Raw genomic sequence first — 16,048 nt, forward strand, 5'->3', positions numbered from 1 at the left:
ATAAATATCGGATAATATGATCAAACAGTTTTGAATGGGATAGCTTTTCCATAACTGCACTTCTCCCTACACTACTATTTTTAAAATCCAGCTCAATTTTACTGCAGGATTAAGTAGCTTTGCGGTTAAATTTTTTAAATAACACATATAAATATATCCCCTGCACACAAAAGCCAATCCATACGTAAATATTATGAAGCAATGCGATTTCATCATTTTTCATGAATGCTTCCGAAATCCAAAATGTTGGAAAAACACCTAACAAAAACAGCCAATTTGACTCCACAAAGTATGTTAGAGCAGGAATAACTACAATGATTCCTACTGCTTTTCCAATAGCCAGTCCTTCCACTTTATTATTTGCAAAGCTTGCTAGAAACAATGCAATTAACGGCGTAAGCAATGCTGCCTGCAAAACTATAGGCAATAGGCTCATCGCGAAATCAACAAGACCCGTATACATCATAACAAAAATTGTTAAAATGATACTGGTTACCATAGGAACTAATAAACGATACAACAAATAGATAGACTTTGACACTGGTGTGACAGCGATATAGGACAAAATATGATCGTCCATTTCTTCTAAAATCATTAAACCTGCCATGACCCCAAGCATAAATGGTGGTAATAAGATGACAAAGCTCATGATAAAAGGGAAATGCTGTTCTATAGAAAACGCGTACATTGCCTGGAGGTCTTCTGAAAAGGAAGAAATAGAATATTTGACGAATAACGCTAAAGCAACAGGTGCTAACATAGCCCCAAACAACATGGAATCACGTGTGATATTTTTTATATCTCCCACAAAAAAAGCGATAAACGTTCTCATTTTTTATCACTTCCAATGTGTAAGATGATGGATTTATAAAAAGAATGCTTCGCAAAAATATACGCGATCCCAATCCAAATAACAAGCATACCTACAGCATATATCATCTCCCAAACCGATATATCTATCATTCCACCTTCTATCAAAATAAGTGTTGCATAGGAAGGGATGAAATAAAACAGCCATGTATGAAAAATGTTTAGATAATCTAATAAAGGCAGAAAAAATATAATGGAATAGAGAGAAGAAATCATAAAGTACTTATTAAGTGTCTTCGCTCGAACAGCCAACGTCAATCCGAAAAGTGTAAAAAAGATAGCGCTTAAAAATGCCCCCAATAAAATGGTGCCTATATTTATTTTAAATCCAGTCGTTAAAATGATAATACTAAGACAGACTACCACGGTTAGCAAAGTCAGTGAACCCACTTTGCTTATGATATACTCTTCCATACGAAAGGGAGTTACAAATAGACTATCAAACGTATTTTGGGACTTTTCTAAGAGAATGATTCCTCCTATAAAATAGAATCCAAGGACAACAGGGTCTGTAAATATTACTAAAATACTTGCTGTAGCAGATCCTGATTCTGGCATCATATGAAGTAAAAAAATATAAAAAATGGTGAGTAGGAGATAAGCATGAACGATACGATACCGATAGAGAGAAAGCATATCAAACTTCAAAGCAGATAAAAGTCTCATGTAATTGTCCTCCCTGTCACTTTTATGAATATATCCTGCAGTTTGGCCTCTTGTGTGTGCATTCTTTCGATATCTTTGAACTTGATCATATTTACGAAATCTGTATTATCTCCCAGTCCTTCCATCGAAAAAATAACTGACTTCATTTGATTATTTTCCCTGTATTCAACCTGCAGTTTTTTCTGACCATAGCGCAATTTCAAATCACGAGGGGAATCAATGATATTAATTTGACCGTCAACGACAAAAGCAACCCGATCACAAATTTCTTCAGCAACATTCATATTATGGGTAGTTAAAAAAATGGTTTTTCCTTCCGCTTTCTTCTTTAATATAATATCTTTTATCTTTTCCATATTGACTGGATCAAGTCCTGATGTAGGTTCATCGAGGAAGATCAGTTCTGGTTTATTCAATAGGGAACGCACGAAGTTCAACCTCATTTTCATGCCCTTTGAATAATTGGAGACTCTTGTTTGAGCATCCTGTTCCAGCCCAACCATTTCCAACAGCTGTTTCGGATCCTCTTTTGCTCCGGTGTAGAAAGAACTAAAAAAATTCAAATTTTCTATTGCAGTAAATTTATTGTATAAATTCGGTAATTCAAATGACACGCCAATTTTCTCGTAGTAATCCTTTCTAACATTCCTAATTTCTTTTCCCATCACCTTTACACTTCCTGAATATCCCTTAAGAATTCCAATTAATATTTTTTGCGCCGTACTTTTCCCTGCACCTGAGGGACCTAGAAAACCAAATACTTCCCCTTCTTCTATTTTAAAACACATTCCTTTAATGGTTTCATCCTTGTTTGCCGGGTAAGTAAAATATAACTGGTTTACATGGATCATGCCTTCCTTCCTTTCTCAAATGAGTAGAATGTTAATTAGATATAATTGCATTTTATTGATTCTATGAATTTATTTATTTTATATTCATAAGAATACAGTATATTATTTATCATGTAAACCTGAAATATGTATACAATCATCTAAATATTCCGTAGATACTTGTCTGTATTATATTTAGGAGTGTAAAAATATGCATCAAACAAATAAAAAGGATGCTTCACAAGACATCCTTTTTATTTATGATAATTACATGTAAAAGTATCAGAAAATAAATGAAATAACTACAAAAGAATTATTTAATTTCATTTCCTGTTATTCCTGATCTTCTCCTCTCTTTTTAATAATCTTCCTAATTTATGAGCCTCTTTCAAAGCAGTTTCATCTTTCAGTATATCTAAGGGTTTATTTCCTTCACCTATTAAATAACCCTTATACGTTGACCCAATGAAATCACAGATATAAGCAAATTGTTGGACCAAAGGCATTCCTTTAACCAACGGATTATCTCCTCCAACCGCAATGATATAAGCCTGTTTACGACGCATTTGTTTCTTAAACATTGGATAATTTTCATCTCTAACCGTCTGTGACCAACGATCAATGAATCTTTTCATCAGACTGCTCATTCCAAACCAATAGATAGGCGTTGCAAAAATTAAAACCTCACAATCAATGATTTGGTCAATTATTTGATTATACGCATCTTCTACTGGTGAGAATCCATTTCTTTCATGTCTTTGATCAGAAATATCGTTAAACTGGTATTTTTTTAAATCAATTTTTGTTACTTCCGGTAAGTCTTTAATGACTTCTTCTGTTAGTCGTTCTGTATTCCCGTTATACCTTGTGCTTCCGTATATAACGCCAATTTTCATTTAAAGCCCCTCCTATTGATAATTCTTCTTATCTTTCTTTTTTGAAATAACGTAATGCAGTGTTAAACCGCATAGCATTAATGCTCCCATACAAATAAAACCTATACTTGGAGAAAAAATATCGATTAATAATCCAAGAACACTTGCAAATACAGCCTGCAGAAACAGTGCAATTCCCATCCATACAGACATCGCTCTGCCCATTAAGGCTTTTGGAACAATTTCCATAAGCAAGGTGTTCATCATAATTCTGATAGAAGAATTTGAAAAACCAATGATGAAACTCCCCAGGAAAATAATGAAAATCATGGTATTCAAGGATAAGCCTAGTAAAGTAATAATCGATAAAATAAAGATTATTTGAACAGCTCTGGTTTTCGTAACCTTCTTCGCAAATGGGGCTGCAAGAAATCCAGAAAGCAAACCACCGAATCCATAAGCCATATCAGAAAATCCAAAGACCACCGAATCCGCATTCAATGTTTCACTAACATACTCTGGTAAAACAACGTTAAAAACCATCGTCGCTACTAAAGGGATGGCTGCTACTACCCCTAGCAGAAAAGTCAGTCTATGAGAGTATAAGTATTGAATCCCTTTTTTAAAAGATAAAAGATAACCTTCATCTTTATCTAACAAACTTGACTCATATTTAACAAACATCATAAATAAACTACAAATGACAAACATCAAGGAATTAATCAGCAGGATGGCTTCAAAGCCGGCAAACCGATAAATAAAACCAGAAGCAGCACCTGCCATAAACATTCCAACTTGTAAACTAATTTCGACCAACGAATTACCTTTCGACAATTGCTCTCCCGTTAGTAATTCTTGAATAAGACTTCGGGATGCCGACATATAAATACTCCACCCGATGCCATTAACAATGGAAAATATATAAATATATCCGATCGTAAATCCATCCAATAGGAAAGCAACTGTAAGTATTCCAATGGCAACTGCCCTTAGGATAAAGGTTATTTGGATAACGACTTTTCGATTAAATTTATCTGTCAGAATACCTGTCAACGGGGAAACAAGAAAGCCAGCTATGACATTCAGTGCTAACATCACACCAACTGCTCCAGATGAGCCTGTTTCATCTAATAAGTACCAGTTCGCTCCGATTGTACTCATTCCTACGCCAAATCCTGACATGATATCTGCAAGAAAGAAGAATAAAAAATTTCTATTTTTTAAAATGGACATTACATCGCCTCGCTTTTTTTATTGTTATTATTCTGCGTATCCTATTACGTAAAACGATTTCTCAAAGACTTTTCGCGGCTTTCTCTTTCATCTCACTATGAAACGAGGCTTTGTTACTCAAAATAATGCTTTAGCATGTGGTTTGGCATGTTATGTAATTAGACTCCAACATATAATAACTCCCCCAATTATTGGTTTCTTCACTTTTTTGTGAGCAAGGTTATTGTATGATAGTATATTTGTATAAACCAGATTAAAAATCCGATAGTTTCCATCGGAAATATCGATTGGAGCGAAAATAAATGGATATAAAGCAGCTTTCTACATTTCAGGTTGCAAGTGAAACGCTAAATTTTACCAAAAGCGCTGAAATCTTAAACTATGCGCAGTCTAGTGTGACTTCTCAAATCAAAAGTTTAGAGACAGAATTAGGGGTCAATTTATTTGATAGACTAGGAAATAAACTCGTACTCACGACATCTGGAGAAAAATTTAAAAGGTATAGTGATACGATCATTTCTCAATACCATTCAGCTATGGAAGAAATCAATTTTGATAAACATATGAAAAGCACCATCACCGTTGGAGCAACGGAAAGTCAATGTACTTATAAGCTGCCTGATGTACTGAAAGAATTAAAAATGTTGTTCCCTAATATAGGAGTAGTTGTTAAACCGCTTCATCGATTTTCTGATATTCAGTCCCAATTATATTCAGGTGAAATAGATTTTGCGTTTATGCTTGGAGAAGAAGGAGAAAGAAACGGGGGCAATTTGGAGATTTCAAAACTATCTACTGAAAAATTGGTGTTAGTAGCTTCGCCAGAGAATTCTATTTCACAAATGAATAACGCCAAGATACAAGATTTAACCGAAGAGACTATCATACTCACCGAAAAAGGTTGTTCTTACAGGAATTTATTAGAGAACATTCTCCAGAATAAAAATATAAACTTCGATGCAACGTTTGAAATTACAAACATAGAAACATTAAAAAATTGCGTAAAAACAAACCTTGGTATTGCTCTATTACCTTATGGAGTCGTAAAAAAAGAAATGGAAACTGGGGAATTAAAAAGGATTCAGCTAGCGGAAGAAAAGGATCGTGAAATATACCATTTTATCTCCTGGCATAAAGATAAAAAGCTCACTCCTATACTTAATTCATTTATTTCGGTAAGTGAACGTATTTTCTAAGGGGGATGATTTTAACTTTATCGCTTTAATCATTAGAAAACCTACGGATTCGCTAATGAACAAGCGAATCCGTAGGTTTTCTAATACCTTCCTATCATTTTTAATACTTCTCGGAAAAAATTTAATCTCTCTCTCAAGAAAGGCAAGGTCTTTAAATTACTTTAAAAGAGAATGAAGATGATATTTTAAAGTCTCCATCATTTCTTCATGTGTAAACTGCTCTGGATTTAATAAATGATGCATCGCCATTCCATCAACAATTGCGTGGAGCCTGTTAACTTCCATTTCAAGATCTAGTCCTTCTTTTGCTATATCCAATAATTGCAATGCATGAACTACATTTTTTAATCCTTCATGCATGTCACCATAGACTTTATCACTTAGCTCCCGAAGTGTTTTATCGACCAGAACTTTTGCTGAAAAAGCTAACCATACCTCCATTTCTATTTTTCGTTCTTCATCGACAGGCAATACTTCACTGACAGCCTCTGTTACAAGTTCTAACGGATCCCTGTCTTTTGAAAATTTCCTTGCCTTTGCTCTTTGCATAACTCGATCTGCTACGAGTTCCATAGAAAAGTGCAGTAATTCTGACTGTGATGCAAAATAATATCTTACTGCACCAACCGAGAGTCCGGAAGACTGTGCAATTCTTCTTACGGTTGCTTGTTCAATCCCCTCTTCCACGATGACTTTCCATGTCGTTTCTGCGATTTGAATTTTACGTTTTTGATGATCAACTTGTTTTGGCATATTTTTATTTTAGCACAATTGTATTAAATAAACAATCATGCTATATTTAATTTAATACAGTTGTGCTAAATAAATGCAAAGGATGTGTTCCATTTGATTGGTTGGTTAATTATAGCTTGTGAAGTTGGATTTTGGGTGTTTGTTTTAGCTGGATTATGTTCCAGGTATATATGGAAAAAGAAGAGATTGGGTGCCTTTCTGTTGATTTGTACTCCTATTGTAGATCTTATCTTACTTATTGTAACGGTCATTGATTTAAAAAACGGTGCTGTTGCTACTACGATACATGGAATAGCTGCAGTTTATATTGGTGTAAGTATTGCTTTTGGCCATCGGATGATTCAATGGGCAGATGGACATTTTAATTATCGATTTGGAAACGGTGATAAGCCGGTAAAAATAAAGTACGGAAAAGAGCATGCGAGAAAAGAACGTGAAGGATGGTACCGGCATTTGCTCTCCTTGTTCATCGGTGGCGGGATATTAATAAGTATCACTCTTTATATTAACAATGATGCTCAGACTGAATCATTAATGCATATCATGCTGCTCTGGTCTCTCATTGTCGTCATCGATTTTATAATAAGTTTCAGCTACACACTTTTCCCCAAAAAGCAAAAAGCATGATGTATTCACAGTTGAAAAGCACTGGTGGCAGAAAAGAAACGAAAATCTCACAGCTTCTGATAATTTAAATTGGGAGGATTTTAAATGGACGTCCATACATTGATTTGGTCTTTTTTAATCATTTTCATGCTTCATAACTTTGAAGAAATTATTATAATAGAAAGATGGTTTTCTAAAAAGTATCCGGAAGTTCGTGAACGCATACCTCCTTTTGCCATCCATGAATTAGAGAAACACAAAAAAATGACAGCTATTCAGTTTTCCATCGTCGTATACATTCTTTCTATCGTTGCATCTGCTTTGATAGTAGTGACTGTTATCACAGAGCAATACTTTTTATTCTTTGGTTTAAATATAATTTTTGCGTTAAATATTTTTACGCATCCGCTTCAGTCATTATTGCTAAAATGTTATGTTCCAGGGTTATGGACGACATTATTATTGATTATTCCATATAATATTATCGTCCATATAGCGTTTTATCAGCATGGACTTTTGAACTTGGCTATCAGCATGAAAGCACTGTTCGTTATCATACTATTTATTCCAGTGTTTATTGTAAGTCATATGATTGGGGAAAAATTGGCTTTTCGATTAGAAAGTTAATTCTTCACAGTGAACTAACCTCATCAATTATCACCCTTACTAGTTATTTGAAGAGGGAACCTTTTTGAAAGTATATTACAACAAAAAGGTAACTGCATTCTTTGATATACAAGAAGTCAGTTACCTTTTGGTTATCATTTTTTCATCAGAAACTCGTTCCCGGCAATACCTGGTGTAGTCATCTCTTTTGGATCCAGAATCGTATCCAGTTCCTCCTCTGAAAGCAGGTCGTGTGCCTTGCAGATTTCTTTGATAGTCAGCCCTGTTTCAATTGCCTGCTTTACTACCTTGGCAGCTGTTTCATATCCCAAATGTGGATTCAATGCGGTGATAATGCCATAACTTTCTTCTACATACTCACGGCACCTCTCTACATTTGCTTCTATATCGCTTACTGCATAGCTTGTAAATACATCTAAGCCATTATCCATTATTTTAAGAGACTGCAGCAAATTAAAAATAATAACAGGCCCCATCACGTTTAATTCAAATTGCCCGGCTTCAGATGCCATACAAATCGACTGATCATTGCCAGCAACTTGAAAAGCAACCTGGTTGACCACTTCAATCATAACTGGATTTATTTTTCCAGGCATAATGGAAGAGCCTGGCTGTTTTGCAGGAAGAATAATTTCCTGAAAACCTGTCATTGGTCCGGATACCATTAAGCGCAAATCATTACAAATTTTAGACATATTCATTGCCAACACTTTCAAAGCTGCTGATAGTGCTGTATAAGCATCTGTATTTTGTGTACCATCCACTAGATTTTTCGCTGAATGGAGCTTTACACCAAGCTGTTTGGATAGTTGTGTTACTGCCTTTTCCATATACTCCGGTTTGGCATTAAGACCTGTCCCGACAGCTGTTGCACCAATATTGACCGTCAGCATTGCCTCCGCTGCCTGCGTAATTCTATTAATATCCCTGCCAACCACTTCAGAATAAGCGCTGAATTCCTGACCTAACAGGATCGGTACAGCATCCTGAAGGTGGGTTCGTCCCATTTTTAGCACATTCTGAAATTCTGCTTCTTTCTTCACCAGTTCTTTTTCCAATCGTTTCAAGGTCTCGATCAATTCCTGAGCCATGCGATAGGAAGCTATTTTTAAAGCAGTTGGTATCGTATCATTCGTGGACTGGGACATGTTGACATGCGTATTAGGCGAACAGAAATTATAATCTCCTTTTTCTTTTCCCAATATTTCCAAAGCACGATTGGCCAAAACCTCGTTCATATTCATATTAATGGAGGTTCCTGCTCCTCCCTGAATCGAATCGACGACGAACTGATCCAATAGTTTTCCTTCCATCACTTCTTCGGCAGCGCTTACAATTGCTTCCCCAATAGTTTCCGACAACATTCCTGTGTGCACATTAGCCAGTGCCGCTGCCTTTTTCACCTCGGCAAGCGCGAGAATCAGCTCTTTATGAACGGGAATTTCCGTGATAGGAAAATTTTCAAGAGCACGTACCGTTTGAACGCCATAATAGGCATCCTGAGAAATCGTTTTTTGCCCTAAAGCGTCTTTTTCAGTTCTAAATCCTGTTTTTTTCATTATATACACTTCCTGTACAAATACTAATCTATCCACTTCATTATACTACCAAAAGGAAATAATTCCTACCCACCCTCTGTGTTTCTGTTCATTACGTATGTCCTGCTTTATTTCTTGTATATAATAGTTTACATTTAATTTTCACAAGTATTTTGATACAATGGCACCACTAACAGGGATTGAGAAATTCTACCACCTGCGATCATGTGAAAAGAGAGGAAGTTTGTATTGGTTGGCTTATTAGAAAACATATCCCAATTATCTGGAGCAGTCTTATTGTTTTGTGCCATTTATTATTATTTTCATTTTAAGAAAATCAAAAAGGAAAGAAAATTAACGTACATTGAACTAGCCATCTATATCCTGACTCAAATAGCGATTGTTCTATGGGCGGCTAGTAACATACTTCTGTTCTTAGACAGAATTTAAATTTATTAAAAAGCGATCCTGATTCTGATATATCATGATCGCTTTTGCAGATTAACGAAATGAAATGCTGTACTTTTGCATTTTTAAACAAGTTCTATAAGCACTTTCTCTATTTCCTCATGGAAGCCAGGCTCTTTCCAAATAGTAACAGCTTTTTTCTCCTGATACTTTTTGATTAAAGATTGAATCACAGTATATCCAATAATGTAAGCTAAACGTGTATACCCAAAATGCGAGCCCCCGTTTATGGAAAACCATTCTTGAAAGACTTCATGCTGTGTACATTTTTTTACATCTTCTAAAAAAGCAGTGATAATCTCACTTCTGTTTTCTTCCGCAAAATCCAACCATTCTTCCCCATTATCATCGTATGAAAAGTAAACTGCTTTTTCGGCAGCTGTTACCTGTTCAGAAAAATACGTTGCACAGCCTTCCTGTAACAACGTTGTGTACGGATGCAGCCATTGAAGCTTAGACCAGTCCATCCCCTCCTGATCGGATAACCTGTTATGAAGAGAATGTCCAAATTCATGGGCAATAATGACGTTTAAATGCTTCTCATCTGAAGACAGCTTTTCTAAACAGAAAGTCACTTCAGGATTAATTTGACGATGCGTAAAAGCATTCGATCCATATACCCCAACAATAATATGCACATCTTTAGTAAATTCCACTTTATACTTTTGACTATAAGCCATCACAACTTGCTGAATCAGGTTCTCCATTTTCTCACTTGATTCCCGGATCTCACCCATTTGGGAAGGGTATTTTTTTATGGCTTTTTTTATTTTTTCATCTGTATTTTTACAATGGTACAGAAAATATTCTTTGAAATGTGATTCGAACCTTTCATGATAATGATTTAAATACTCTACTGACGGCCGGTAATGTTCTAAAAAATATGGAACCGTGTTATAAATTTTCATATTTATTGTCCCTCCGCTTTATGGCATCTCATTTCATTAATATAATCTAGTAATATTCCGCATGTACCATTTTTACCTTTTTGACGGATGAGTTCTTTATCTTCTAAAAAAAGTTCTAAATCCATTAGTTACTCAGACCCTTTTTCATATATAAATGAAACACTCTGCTTGCCTATGTAACTCCCTTCAAAGAAAACGTTTTCATATTTTCGTTAAATAAACTCATTCATAAATTATTTTATACGTTTTCTTTTTGAACGAGATGGCAAAATATTTATGACATCAATCATATTACCTTCTTTGAAAAAACACCATTCAAACACATCTTCTTCTTGTTCCGAAAAGAAGGCTTGGATTGGATCCAACCACCTGTTAAATTCCTCAGTAAAATAAACCAAAAATTTTTGGTTATCTTCTTTGGTCATATCGCTGCTCCTTTAGTTCTTTTGCGGTATACCTTTTCATCTCCGGATTATCAAGAAAACGCTGAAGAGAATCCTTTAATTCCGGATACAAATCAATTTCCTGTTTCAAATTATCATGGTTCTCAACTGGAAAATCCAAATGATGCACTTCAAGGGAGAAAAGTTTTCCATCAGCCATAAACATAGCCTCATTTTTATCATCCAATGCATTTGCCAGTTCTTTTTTATATTTTTACTTAATGGATTCATTTTACTCACCTCAAAAGATTCTATTACTTTATATAACAAAGCTTAAGGTTGGTCTAAACATCACTACATCGTAATGCTTCATGACTCTGCAAAAACTGACTCAATACAGTAAAAGCGCACTTTTATTCAATTAGTGCGCTTTTCTTAGTAGTACCCGCCTCTTACAACGTAGTAATAATTGGTCCCTCTTTTGTCAGAATAATCGTATGTTCATATTGAGCCACAAAGCTTTCATCCGTTAGAAAAGTCCAGCCGTCATCGGATTGGTAAACTTCTTCTTCCAATGTAGAAATAAAAGGTTCAAAGGCAATCACCATACCATCCTTTAAAATTTCATCATCCCAGCGGGAGTAGTAATTGAAAATATGATCCGGTGCTTCATGGATGGAACGTCCAACACCATGTCCCGTAAGATTTTTGATAACCGTTAAATTATGCTGTTTGGCAACATTATGTACGGCTTTTCCAAATGCACTTTTTTTCGAACCAGGTTTTGCTTTTTTCAGTCCAGCATCGAATGCTTCTTTCACCACATCACATAGTTTCTGTAAAACCTCTTCTCCCTCTCCGACTACAATTGAAACTCCAGTATCTGCAAAATAACCGTTTTTCGAGCCTGAAACATCGATATTCACAAGGTCTCCTTCTTGAATCGTCCGCTTCCCCGGAATCCCATGCGCTACTTCTTCATTTACGCTGATACAGGTATATCCAGGGAAATCGTATTCTCCTTTTGGTGCAGATTGAGCTCCTGCTTTTTCAAACATCTCCCCTGCAATTTCATCAAGCTCCTTCGTCGTGATTCCAGGTTTAGCACGCTGGACTAATTCATTTCGAATCGCTCCACAAATTTTACCAATTTCTTTTAATCCATTAAAATCTTCTTCTGTCTTCGCAATCATCCCGTATCCTCACTTCTTAAAGTATTTTATGATCCGTATTCCTTTTGATTCTAGTTTGAACAATATGGCTTTTCTCCAACAAAAGATTCGTTGAAAGAATAGGTAGCAGTTAACTAAACAGTGTTCTCTAATCCTATATTTTTTATATCCTTTTCTTTAAACCATTTTAACATTATATTATCACGAAAAAGCTTTTCATTGGTCTACAAAGCCTTTTTTGACTACTGCGTGAAATAACCTGGTTACTTTGTATAATAAACCAGGTTCATTACAAACTAACAAAAAAGAGGTGAACAAGCATGAAATGGATGCAGGCATTTATGTTGGTCACTATTTTATCATTTCTTGTATTTCCCGCCAGCGGAATGGCAACGTCACTTGAAAACTTGCCATCATCAGAAGCATCTGATCAGTGGGAAGTAAATATTGATACGCCTAAGAATAATGATTTTGAAACAAAACCCGATATTTACAATATTTTTAGTATGGATATTAAATACACCGGTGATAAAGACATTAAATTAGACAGGGTGGAAGCTTATAGAGACGATCCAAGTTCTTCCTATGATTTTGAATTATTTACGGTGAACGATGATCTGGAATTTGAAAAGAATAAGGAACAACCAGTTTTTAGTCACCAGAATTTTCCTCTGTCTATTCAATCAACGGAATTAAAAGTTATTGTAACCTGGTCCGATAAAGACGATTCTTCCCGTAAGTACAAAGAAGAATTTATTTTCAAACAATAACAAAAAACATAAATTCGTACATTTAATAAAACGAAACTTCATTCAGTGGGAGTTTTTCGACGCACAGGATGTGCTAGTGCAGACGTTGCGACAGGACGTCGCGAACTTAGTCTGCTTCCTTAATTCTCCCACTGAATTAGCCTAAGTGATTCAGGGAGTTAGCCCCCGTTATCTCCCGCCTAAATAAATTTATTTTCGCTCTTTATTTTGTGGCGGGAGTTTTACGGGCGGTTCTCCATGATAAAATGAGCTGAATTCCCCTTTTAAACATCATAATTACTCCCTCCATCGCAAATAAAAGAATTTTATCATTTCTTTTTCTACGACAGAGGGAGTACATAAATCCTTTACATTTAGTATTTTTTCCCTTCCCCTAATTATACACCTGTACTGTTGGATCCTCTTATCATTTTTTACTACAGCTATCCAGCTATATCATCTTTATTCACCGAAAATTTAACCAGAAAAGGATTCACCCATGATGTTGGTAATCTTTTAATCTGAAAAATATATCCCATCAACCTGCATCTCTAATTCAAAAGATAACAAGCTTAGATGAATTTTACGAATTATCCATTTATTAGATTCATTATATCTATCAATACTATATATCAATGCCACTATATATATCATTGATATATAGTGTTGAATAATATATACTTAAAGCAGGAGGTGACATGAATGGATAATGATAAATGGCAATTACAATTTAAAAAAGGCGTTATCGAGTTAATTATTATGTTGTTAATTAACCAAAAACCGCTATATGGTTACGAATTAACAGCTACATTAAAAAATACAACTTATTTAAGCCTCGCTGATGGAGCTATCTATCCTATTCTGAAAAGATTAGAAAAAAATCAATGGTCATACTCTTATTGGGATGCTCCTGAAAATGGACCCCGGAGAAAATATTATACATTAACCGAAGAAGGAAAAAACGTTTTGGAAAACCGCTTGAAGGTATTTAATGATTCAGCTGAAATAATAAATTCTTTTAAAGGAGTTGAATAACTTGTCTGCCACCATACATGATTATTTAAAGGAACTATCCAAAAATCTAAGTGATCTTCCTAAAGAAGAAAAAGAAGCAATTCTTGAAGAAATTGAAATGCATTTAAATGAAAAATTAATGGAGCTGGAAAAAGAAGGCTATCATGAAAACGAAGCAACGAGTAAAATGCTTCGTGAGTTTAAAACACCTTATTCCCTTTCTCAGGATTATTTACAGGAGTATGATTATAAAGACCAGAGGAAAATCCCCAATGCCCCGTTTTTCCTGCTGAATCTAGGAATGATGGGGCTTGCAATGTTAGTTTTACCGATTCTTGATGCCCGCTTTGATTCATCGTCCTTAGCCCGGATTTCTTTAGGAGTCCCTATGTTATTATGTGGCATCATTACGTTATTTTTCATAAAAAGAAAAGATTACCATATTTCCAAATTTATCAAAGCAGCACCTTATTTTTTATTATCCTTATTTTTTCCTGTCTCGCTGCTTTTTTTCTGGATAGCTGCCAATCAAAATGATGGAATCGTTATGTTCTCGCTCTATTATATGCTTATTTACTGGCTATTACTTGTGGTTTATTATGTCATCATGAGGATAGGGTCACGAAATCTGTGAATTATTTTTTGAATACTAAGTTTATGTGAATGAAAAGATAAATCGTTACAGGTATATTCTCATAACGGTTTATTTCTTTTTCTTATTATTTATAAGTATTACATTTAATCAATGCTTTCTAAATTAAACTACAAGGTAACATTCAACTTTACTCTTCTATCACATTGATGACAGGACAAATAGTGACCATTTATTCTGTCTACAGATGTTTCCAATCATTCTTTTTTTGATAATAGCGATTAAAATATGGAATCTTAACGCAACTACATAACACCATTACTTCTAACAAAAACAATCACCTATTCCATAATCAAATACGCATCAATTACTTTTTTGACATCTTCCGGATTGCCTGTATCTACCTCTACCAGTTCTACTTCTTCCAGAATTTTTTGATATGTGTTCTGCAATGCTTCCTCGCCCGCATTATTTCCCCATCGTGGAGGAATATTATATACATTAATTGTGCCATCCCCATTACTGCTGTAAGTTATAACACCAGGCTGTCTGCCACCGTCTAATACAGTAACATCCTCCGGGTATTCAGCACTTTCCTCATGCCCTTCATTCATTGGTTCCCCTGCAGAGATATGGCGCAAATATAAATTTTCATTTGCTGGTTCTTCCAATTCACTAAGCTGCAACCATATACGGGCGTATTCTATTTCTTCGGCTGTGTAATCATTTAGTATACTGTCTTCTTCCGTTTCAGAAGCACTTTCTTCTGTATTGTCAGAAGTATCCTCATCACGAATAATCAATGCTTCATCAATCAATTCCTTGATGTCTTCCGAATTTCCTTTATCCACTTCTACCATTTCTTGTTCATCTATAATTTTTTGATATTCATTTTGCAACGCTTCCTCATCCGCATGGTTTTCCCATCGTGCTGGAACATTATATACATTGATTGTGCCATCTCCATTACTACTGTAAGTTACCATACCATCTATTAACCTGCCGCCTCGTAATTCTATTACATCTTCCGGGTATTCAGCGCTTTGGTCATCATCTGGATTTATAGGATCACCTGCCGAGATATGCCGCACATTAAGTTCATTTAGTTCATCTAATTGAAGTTCCCCAAGCTGTAACCATACACGAGCATATTCTATTTCTTCAGTTGAGTAACCAGCTAGTATGCTGTCTTCTTTAGTTTCAGATTGACTTTCTTCCGTATTTTCAGAAGTATTATCATCTTCATTGTCATCTTCTTTCTTTTGATTAGCAGCTTCATCTTGCTCTGCGTCATCTGAATCAATATCTTCCTCCTCATCTCTATCGGAATTTTCCGGTTCTAAAGCAGAATCATTATCCGGCGTTTCTTCTTCTGATTCATCACTCGAATTGTTTGTGCATGCTGTAAGTAAAAGAAGAAATAACAATATAGAAACGATACTGCAGAAATATTTATTTCTCTTCATCTGAATCTTCCTCCCTTATCTCTAATCATATAATTCCTTTCTTTTTTATTGCTTAAACGCGCTGAAGATAAACGCCTAAAATTAATACAATATTTCTCACAG

Annotated in this window: 19 protein-coding genes; 7 read left to right on the plus strand and 12 right to left on the minus strand. The window is 35.2% G+C overall.

Annotated elements, in window-relative coordinates; genetic code table 11:
- Positions 1 to 109: 109 nt before the first annotated feature.
- From BN986_RS18170 to BN986_RS18190, 5 genes are all read right to left on the minus strand, one after another.
- On the minus strand, positions 110 to 832 hold the full coding sequence (locus BN986_RS18170) for a hypothetical protein (RefSeq protein ID WP_040982756.1): 723 nt from the start codon (positions 830 to 832) through the stop codon (positions 110 to 112).
- Positions 829 to 1,536, minus strand: a complete 708-nt coding sequence (locus BN986_RS18175; protein WP_040982759.1) for a fluoroquinolone export ABC transporter permease subunit — start codon at positions 1,534 to 1,536, stop codon at positions 829 to 831. Before BN986_RS18175 ends, BN986_RS18170 begins: the two co-directional genes overlap by 4 nt.
- Entirely contained in the window at positions 1,533 to 2,387 is an 855-nt protein-coding gene (locus BN986_RS18180) for an ABC transporter ATP-binding protein (RefSeq protein ID WP_040982761.1), read from the minus strand. The genes BN986_RS18175 and BN986_RS18180 overlap by 4 nt, the downstream gene beginning before the upstream one ends.
- Before the next feature lie 302 nt (positions 2,388 to 2,689).
- Positions 2,690 to 3,262: a flavodoxin family protein gene (locus BN986_RS18185; protein ID WP_040982763.1), complete on the minus strand. Its 573-nt coding sequence runs from the start codon at positions 3,260 to 3,262 to the stop codon at positions 2,690 to 2,692.
- Positions 3,263 to 3,274: 12 nt separating this feature from the next.
- Complete coding sequence (locus BN986_RS18190) at positions 3,275 to 4,474, minus strand: MFS transporter (protein WP_040982765.1); 1,200 nt, start codon at positions 4,472 to 4,474, stop codon at positions 3,275 to 3,277.
- 302 nt (positions 4,475 to 4,776) lie between these two features.
- Between BN986_RS18190 and BN986_RS18195 the strand changes: the two genes are divergently transcribed.
- Positions 4,777 to 5,670 (plus strand): LysR family transcriptional regulator, encoded by an 894-nt coding sequence (locus BN986_RS18195; protein ID WP_040982767.1) that lies wholly within the window; start codon positions 4,777 to 4,779, stop codon positions 5,668 to 5,670.
- A 156-nt stretch (positions 5,671 to 5,826) separates the two neighbouring features.
- On the opposite strand, the gene BN986_RS18200 is transcribed toward BN986_RS18195, so the two are convergent.
- Positions 5,827 to 6,423, minus strand: a complete 597-nt coding sequence (locus tag BN986_RS18200; RefSeq protein ID WP_040982769.1) for a TetR/AcrR family transcriptional regulator — start codon at positions 6,421 to 6,423, stop codon at positions 5,827 to 5,829.
- Between the two features lie 93 nt (positions 6,424 to 6,516).
- Here BN986_RS18200 and BN986_RS18205 point away from each other — a divergent pair, with 93 nt between their 5' ends.
- Together BN986_RS18205 and BN986_RS18210 are read left to right on the plus strand one after the other, a co-directional pair.
- The gene (locus tag BN986_RS18205) at positions 6,517 to 7,050 is read left to right on the plus strand and encodes a 2TM domain-containing protein (RefSeq protein ID WP_040982771.1); all 534 of its coding nucleotides are present in this window, start codon (positions 6,517 to 6,519) and stop codon (positions 7,048 to 7,050) included.
- A gap of 84 nt (positions 7,051 to 7,134) precedes the next feature.
- Positions 7,135 to 7,656 (plus strand): HXXEE domain-containing protein, encoded by a 522-nt coding sequence (locus BN986_RS18210; protein ID WP_040982773.1) that lies wholly within the window; start codon positions 7,135 to 7,137, stop codon positions 7,654 to 7,656.
- 134 nt (positions 7,657 to 7,790) lie between these two features.
- Here BN986_RS18210 and BN986_RS18215 read toward each other — a convergent pair whose 3' ends face one another.
- A complete protein-coding gene (locus BN986_RS18215; protein WP_040982775.1) occupies positions 7,791 to 9,215 on the minus strand; it encodes an aspartate ammonia-lyase in 1,425 nt (474 codons plus the stop codon).
- 228 nt (positions 9,216 to 9,443) lie between these two features.
- Here BN986_RS18215 and BN986_RS18220 point away from each other — a divergent pair, with 228 nt between their 5' ends.
- A complete protein-coding gene (locus tag BN986_RS18220; protein ID WP_040982776.1) occupies positions 9,444 to 9,644 on the plus strand; it encodes a hypothetical protein in 201 nt (66 codons plus the stop codon).
- 83 nt (positions 9,645 to 9,727) lie between these two features.
- On the opposite strand, the gene BN986_RS18225 is transcribed toward BN986_RS18220, so the two are convergent.
- From BN986_RS18225 to map, 4 genes are all read right to left on the minus strand, one after another.
- Positions 9,728 to 10,570 (minus strand): DUF5700 domain-containing putative Zn-dependent protease, encoded by an 843-nt coding sequence (locus tag BN986_RS18225; protein WP_040982778.1) that lies wholly within the window; start codon positions 10,568 to 10,570, stop codon positions 9,728 to 9,730.
- Positions 10,571 to 10,803: 233 nt separating this feature from the next.
- On the minus strand, positions 10,804 to 10,995 hold the full coding sequence (locus tag BN986_RS18230; protein WP_040982780.1) for a hypothetical protein: 192 nt from the start codon (positions 10,993 to 10,995) through the stop codon (positions 10,804 to 10,806).
- Positions 10,979 to 11,173: a hypothetical protein gene (locus BN986_RS18235; protein ID WP_040982782.1), complete on the minus strand. Its 195-nt coding sequence runs from the start codon at positions 11,171 to 11,173 to the stop codon at positions 10,979 to 10,981. Before BN986_RS18235 ends, BN986_RS18230 begins: the two co-directional genes overlap by 17 nt.
- A gap of 232 nt (positions 11,174 to 11,405) precedes the next feature.
- The gene (gene map, locus BN986_RS18240) at positions 11,406 to 12,146 is read right to left on the minus strand and encodes a type I methionyl aminopeptidase (RefSeq protein ID WP_040982784.1); all 741 of its coding nucleotides are present in this window, start codon (positions 12,144 to 12,146) and stop codon (positions 11,406 to 11,408) included.
- 299 nt (positions 12,147 to 12,445) lie between these two features.
- Between map and BN986_RS18245 the strand changes: the two genes are divergently transcribed.
- The 3 genes from BN986_RS18245 to BN986_RS18255 all read left to right on the plus strand — a co-directional run bounded on the left by BN986_RS18245 (position 12,446) and on the right by BN986_RS18255 (position 14,522).
- The gene (locus BN986_RS18245; protein ID WP_040982786.1) at positions 12,446 to 12,895 is read left to right on the plus strand and encodes a hypothetical protein; all 450 of its coding nucleotides are present in this window, start codon (positions 12,446 to 12,448) and stop codon (positions 12,893 to 12,895) included.
- Positions 12,896 to 13,576: 681 nt separating this feature from the next.
- On the plus strand, positions 13,577 to 13,909 hold the full coding sequence (locus BN986_RS18250) for a PadR family transcriptional regulator (RefSeq protein ID WP_040982788.1): 333 nt from the start codon (positions 13,577 to 13,579) through the stop codon (positions 13,907 to 13,909).
- A 1-nt stretch (position 13,910) separates the two neighbouring features.
- Positions 13,911 to 14,522, plus strand: a complete 612-nt coding sequence (locus tag BN986_RS18255) for an HAAS signaling domain-containing protein (RefSeq protein ID WP_040982790.1) — start codon at positions 13,911 to 13,913, stop codon at positions 14,520 to 14,522.
- A gap of 299 nt (positions 14,523 to 14,821) precedes the next feature.
- Here the strand turns inward: BN986_RS18255 and BN986_RS27435 are convergent, their stop codons facing one another.
- Positions 14,822 to 15,946, minus strand: coding sequence for a hypothetical protein (locus BN986_RS27435; protein WP_052400908.1), 1,125 nt, complete (start codon positions 15,944 to 15,946; stop codon positions 14,822 to 14,824).
- Between the last annotated feature and the right edge of the window lie 102 nt (positions 15,947 to 16,048).

Origin of the sequence: Oceanobacillus jeddahensis (assembly GCF_000750635.1) — a bacterium.
GTDB classification, from domain to species: domain Bacteria; phylum Bacillota; class Bacilli; order Bacillales; family Amphibacillaceae; genus Oceanobacillus; species Oceanobacillus jeddahense.

Excerpts from the sequence above, each read along its gene's own strand:
- BN986_RS18210 (WP_040982773.1), top strand. The coding sequence starts at position 7,135 with ATGGACGTCCATACATTGATTTGGTCTTTTTTAATCATTTTCATGCTT.
- map (WP_040982784.1), bottom strand. The coding sequence starts at position 12,146 with ATGATTGCGAAGACAGAAGAAGATTTTAATGGATTAAAAGAAATTGGT.
- BN986_RS18180 (WP_040982761.1), bottom strand. The coding sequence starts at position 2,387 with ATGATCCATGTAAACCAGTTATATTTTACTTACCCGGCAAACAAGGAT.
- BN986_RS27435 (WP_052400908.1), bottom strand. The coding sequence starts at position 15,946 with ATGAAGAGAAATAAATATTTCTGCAGTATCGTTTCTATATTGTTATTT.
- BN986_RS18195 (WP_040982767.1), top strand. The coding sequence starts at position 4,777 with ATGGATATAAAGCAGCTTTCTACATTTCAGGTTGCAAGTGAAACGCTA.
- BN986_RS18170 (WP_040982756.1), bottom strand. The coding sequence starts at position 832 with ATGAGAACGTTTATCGCTTTTTTTGTGGGAGATATAAAAAATATCACA.
- BN986_RS18245 (WP_040982786.1), top strand. The coding sequence starts at position 12,446 with ATGAAATGGATGCAGGCATTTATGTTGGTCACTATTTTATCATTTCTT.
- BN986_RS18235 (WP_040982782.1), bottom strand. The coding sequence starts at position 11,173 with ATGGCTGATGGAAAACTTTTCTCCCTTGAAGTGCATCATTTGGATTTT.
- BN986_RS18200 (WP_040982769.1), bottom strand. The coding sequence starts at position 6,423 with ATGCCAAAACAAGTTGATCATCAAAAACGTAAAATTCAAATCGCAGAA.
- BN986_RS18215 (WP_040982775.1), bottom strand. The coding sequence starts at position 9,215 with ATGAAAAAAACAGGATTTAGAACTGAAAAAGACGCTTTAGGGCAAAAA.
- BN986_RS18190 (WP_040982765.1), bottom strand. The coding sequence starts at position 4,474 with ATGTCCATTTTAAAAAATAGAAATTTTTTATTCTTCTTTCTTGCAGAT.
- BN986_RS18250 (WP_040982788.1), top strand. The coding sequence starts at position 13,577 with ATGGATAATGATAAATGGCAATTACAATTTAAAAAAGGCGTTATCGAG.
- BN986_RS18225 (WP_040982778.1), bottom strand. The coding sequence starts at position 10,570 with ATGAAAATTTATAACACGGTTCCATATTTTTTAGAACATTACCGGCCG.
- BN986_RS18175 (WP_040982759.1), bottom strand. The coding sequence starts at position 1,536 with ATGAGACTTTTATCTGCTTTGAAGTTTGATATGCTTTCTCTCTATCGG.
- BN986_RS18185 (WP_040982763.1), bottom strand. The coding sequence starts at position 3,262 with ATGAAAATTGGCGTTATATACGGAAGCACAAGGTATAACGGGAATACA.
- BN986_RS18230 (WP_040982780.1), bottom strand. The coding sequence starts at position 10,995 with ATGACCAAAGAAGATAACCAAAAATTTTTGGTTTATTTTACTGAGGAA.